The organism is Actinotalea sp. C106, assembly GCF_023630195.1.
Taxonomy (GTDB): domain Bacteria; phylum Actinomycetota; class Actinomycetes; order Actinomycetales; family Cellulomonadaceae; genus Actinotalea.
This window is the reverse complement of sequence record NZ_JALPKN010000250.1, coordinates 1-4,674: the sequence shown is the minus strand read 5'-3', so window position 1 is coordinate 4,674 and position 4,674 is coordinate 1. Positions and strand designations below refer to the sequence as shown.

General features: G+C 73.1%; 3 protein-coding genes. All 3 read right to left on the bottom strand.

What is annotated here, in order from left to right; translation table 11 throughout:
• On the bottom strand, window positions 1–564 hold a 564-nt coding region (locus L0B03_RS14180; protein WP_250446894.1), incomplete at its 3' end, for a MazG family protein.
• Between the two features lie 3 nt (window positions 565–567).
• Complete coding sequence (locus L0B03_RS14175; protein ID WP_250446892.1) at window positions 568–1,086, bottom strand: hypothetical protein; 519 nt, start codon at window positions 1,084–1,086, stop codon at window positions 568–570.
• Window positions 1,087–1,182: 96 nt separating this feature from the next.
• On the bottom strand, window positions 1,183–4,674 hold a 3,492-nt coding region (gene mfd / locus L0B03_RS14170), incomplete at its 5' end, for a transcription-repair coupling factor (RefSeq protein ID WP_250446890.1).

Below are 4,674 nucleotides of genomic sequence, written 5' to 3'. Positions count from 1 at the left end.
GGCCCCTGCGTCGGGCCCGGCTGCCACGTCCCCGTCCACGAGCCCGGCCACGAGCCCGGCAAGGTCGGCGCGGCCGAGCACCTTCTGCGCGCGCGCCAGGGCCGGGAGCCCGGCGGGGATGCCGTCGAGCACCGAGGCGCGGTTCTTCTCGGTCTTCTTGATGCGTTCCCAGCGGGCGTGCTGGTCCTCGCTGCCCACCGGGGCCTCGCCCGAGCCGCCGCGGCCCGGCTCCTCGACCTCGAAGACGTGCGGATGCCGGCGTCGGAGCTTGGCCGTGATCCCTGCGGCCACCTCGGCGATGCCGAAGGGCTCCGCGGGGTGCTCCTGGGCCACGCGGGCGTGGAAGACCACCTGCAGGAGCAGGTCGCCGAGCTCCTCGCGCAGGTCTGCCCGGTCTCCGCTCTCGATCGCCTCGACGACCTCGTGGACCTCTTCGATCGCGTACGGGACCAGCGAGGCGTGGGTCTGCTCGGCGTCCCAGGGGCAGCCACCGGGCGAGCGCAGCAGGTCCATCACGGCGACGAGCTCGCTCAGCTCGGCCGTCCCGTCACCGGTCGACGGCACGGGTCACTCCCCGACGTGGAGCCAGGGCAGGGTCTCGGCGACGATCTGGCCGGTCTCGGGGTCCAGCTCGCCGTACCGCGGGTTGATCGTGACGTCCGCCTCGAAGATCTCCGCCTCGACCTCGCCGATGATCGCGGGGGCGTCCTCGAGCTGCTGCAGGCTCTGGGAGGCCAGCGAGAAGCGGAGCACCTCGAGGGCACCCTCGCTCAGCTCGGACAGCTCCTGACCGCTCTCCGCGAGCCCCTGGTTGACGACCTCGACGGCCTGCTCCTCCGAGACCGCCACGCCGTTCTCGGCCGCCGCCTCGAGGAAGTACGGGGCGACGATCAGCCCCACGAGCACCGTGCGCGCGTCGACCCCCTGGAAGATCGGCGCGAGGTCCTGCTGCGCCGCGTCGAGGGTCGACTGGGTGATCGTGCGTCCCTCGACCACGGCTGCCGCACCAGGGGTGCCAGAGCACCCCGTCACGAGCATCGCCGTCGTCGTCGCTGCTGCGACCGCTGCTGCCGTCCGCACCCTCACGTGCACGCCTCCCTCGTCAGGGCACCTGGCGGCACCCGCGCCGAACATCGTAGGCGACCCGGGCCCCGCGCCGGGTGCGCCGGTCCGTGGTAGACCTCAGGTGCCCTCCGTCGCCCGTGTCCCGACGGCGGCCGCCGCTGCGACGTCGCCCCCGAGAACGGCCTCGATGAGCTCGGCCGCCCAGGCCAGGACCTCGCGGCCCGCGAGCGGGCGGCCCCCGATGCGTGCCGTCGTCGGGAAGGGCACCAGGGCGGTGCGCACCGCGGGCTTGAGGACGGTCCCGGGGTAGAGCCGCTTGAGCCGCAGGGTCGCGGACTCGGCGAGCTCGACCGGCGCGAACCGCACGAACTTGCCCTGGGCCGTGACGTCGGTCAGGCCTGCCCCGCGAGCCCGGTTGCGGAAGGCCGCCACCGCGAAGAGGTTCTCGACCGGCTCGGGGGGCGTGCCGTACCGGTCGGTCAGCTCGGCACGCACGGCCTCGATCTTCTCGGGCGTCGTCGCGTCGGCGACCTTGCGGTAGGCCTCGAGACGGAGCCGCTCGTGGGCGATGTAGTCGTGCGGCACGTGCGCGTCGACCGGCAGCTCGAGGGTCACGTCGGCCGGACGCTCCTCGGCCTCGCCGCGGTAGGCCGCGACGGCCTCGCCGACCATGCGGACGTAGAGGTCGAAGCCGACCCCCTGGATGTGCCCGGACTGCTCGCCGCCCAGCAGGTTGCCCGCCCCGCGGATCTCGAGGTCCTTGAGGGCGATCTGCATGCCCGCACCCAGGTCGGTGTTGGCCGCCATGGTCGCGAGCCGGTCGTGGGCGGTCTCGGTGAGCGGCCGCTCGGGCGGATACATGAAGTAGGCGTAGGCCCGCTCCCGGCCACGTCCCACGCGCCCGCGCAGCTGGTGCAGCTGGGACAGGCCGAGCAGGTCGGCCCGCTCGAGGATCAGGGTGTTGGCGTTGGAGATGTCCAGACCGGTCTCGACGATCGTGGTGCAGACCAGGACGTCGAACCTCTTCTCCCAGAAGTCGACGATCACCTGCTCGAGGCGGTGCTCGCCCATCTTGCCGTGGGCGGTGGCGATCCTGGCCTCGGGGACCAGCTCCGCCAGCCGTGAGGCGGTGCGCTCGATCGAGTCGACCTTGTTGTGGATGTAGAAGACCTGCCCCTCGCGCAGCAGCTCGCGCCGGATGGCCGCCGTGACCTGCTTCTCGTCGAAGGCCCCGACGAAGGTCAGCACCGGGTGCCGCTCCTCGGGCGGGGTGGCCAGGGTCGACATCTCGCGGATGCCGGTCACGGCCATCTCGAGGGTGCGCGGGATGGGGGTCGCGCTCATCGCGAGCACGTCGACGTTGGTGCGCAGCTGCTTGAGGGTCTCCTTGTGCTCGACGCCGAACCGCTGCTCCTCGTCGACGATCACCAGGCCGAGGTCCTTGAACCGCACCGAGCCCGTGATGAGGCGGTGCGTGCCGATGACCAGGTCGACGGTGCCGTCGGCCAGCCCGTCGACCACCTCGCGGGACTCGGACTCGGTCTGGAACCGGGACAGGGCCTTGACGGTCACGGGGAACGGGGCGTAACGCTCGGCGAAGGTGTCCAGGTGCTGCTGGACCAGCAGGGTCGTGGGGACGAGCACCGCGACCTGCTTGCCGTCCTGGATGGCCTTGAACGCCGCACGGACGGCGATCTCGGTCTTGCCGTAGCCGACGTCGCCGCACACCAGGCGGTCCATCGGCACGGTCTTCTCCATGTCGGACTTGACCTCCTCGATGGTGACGAGCTGGTCGGGGGTCTCGACGTGGGCGAAGGCGTCCTCGAGCTCTGCCTGCCACGGGGTGTCCGGCCCGAAGGCGTGCCCCTGGGTGGCCATCCGCGCCGAGTACAGGCGGATGAGCTCGCCGGCGATCTCCTTGACGGCCTTGCGGGCCCGCCCCTTGGTCTTGGCCCAGTCCGAGCCGCCCATCTTGTTGAGGCTGGGCGACTCGCCACCGGTGTACTTGGTGACCTGGTCGAGCTGGTCGGTCGGCACGTACAGCCGGTCCCCGGGCTGGCCCCGCTTGGAGGCCGCGTACCCGATGACGAGGTACTCGCGGCGTCCCGCCGTCGGGCCGCTGCCGATGGTGCGCTGCACGAGCTCGACGAACTTGCCGACCCCGTGCTGCTCGTGGACCACGAAGTCCCCCGGGCGCAGGGCGAGCGGGTCGACCGTGTTGCGGCGCCGCGAGGGCATGGTCCGCATGTCCCGCGTCGAGGTGCCGGCCCGGCCGGTCAGGTCCGCCTCGGAGAAGACGGCGAGCCGCAGCTCGTCCGCGACGAACCCCCGACCGACAGGGGCGGGGGTCACCAGGACGACGCCGCTCACGGGCTTCTCGGTGATCTCACCGACCAGGCGGGCCGGGACCTCGAGGGAGCCGAGCTGCTCGACCATGCGCTGCGCCGGGCCGTGCCCCTCGGTGGTGAGCACCAGGCTCCAGCCCTCGCGCTGCAGCCCCTGCAGGTCGGTGACCGCGCGCTGCACGTCCCCCTGGTAGCCGCGGACGTCCCGTGCCCCGACCACGAGGCTCGTCGCCTCGCCGTCGGGCCCCGCGCCAGGGGTGGTCTCGGCCTGCGTGGCACCTGAGGCCGCCTCGTCCTGGGCGGCGAGCTCGTCGGTGGCGAGGGTGAAGCTGCTCAGGGTCCACCAGCCCAGGCCGCGCTCTAGGGCGAGCTCGCGGGTCTCGGCGTACCCCGCGAAGGAGGCCGCACGCAGGTCGATCGGGGTGCTGCCCCCGGCGGCGGCCGCGGTCCACGCGGCGTCGAGGAACTCCTGGGTCGTGGCCATGAGGTCATGGGCCCGACGACGCACCCGCTCGGGGTCGGCGACGACCAGCAGGGCACCGGCCGGGACCAGGTCCAGCAACGGCACCATCTCCTCGACCAGGGCCGGGGCGAGGGACTCCATGCCCTCGACGGCGATGCCCTCGGCGAGCTTCTCGAGCATCTCCGCAGCCCCGGGAAGCTGCTCGACCAGGGCTGCGGCGCGGGCCCGGACGGGCTCGGTCAGCAGGATCTCGCGGCAGGGCGGGGCCCACAGGCCGTCCACCGCGACCTCGAGGCTGCGCTGGTCGGCGACCGCGAACCAGCGGATCTCCTCGACCGTGTCCCCCCAGAACTCGACCCGCTGGGGGTGGTCGTCGGTCGGCGGGAAGATGTCGAGGATCCCGCCGCGCACCGCGAACTCCCCACGCCGCTCGACCATGTCCACCCGGGTGTACGCGGCGGCCACCAGGCGTTCGACGACGTCCTCGAGGTCGGCCTGGGCCCCGGCCTGCAGGGCCACCGGCTCGAGCTCGCCGAGCCCCGCGACCACCGGCTGCAGCAGCGCCCGGACCGGGACGACGAGCACCCGCACCGGACCGCCCTGGACGCTGCCCTCGTCGGGGTGGGCCAGGCGACGGAAGACCGCGAGCCGCTTGGCCACGGTGTCGCTGCGCGGCGAGAGCCGCTCGTGCGGCAGGGTCTCCCAGGACGGCAGCACGGCGACGTCGTCGGCCGGGAGGTAGCAGCGCAGGGCGGCCGCGAGGTCGTCGCCCTCGCGGCCGGTCGCGGTCACCGCCACGAC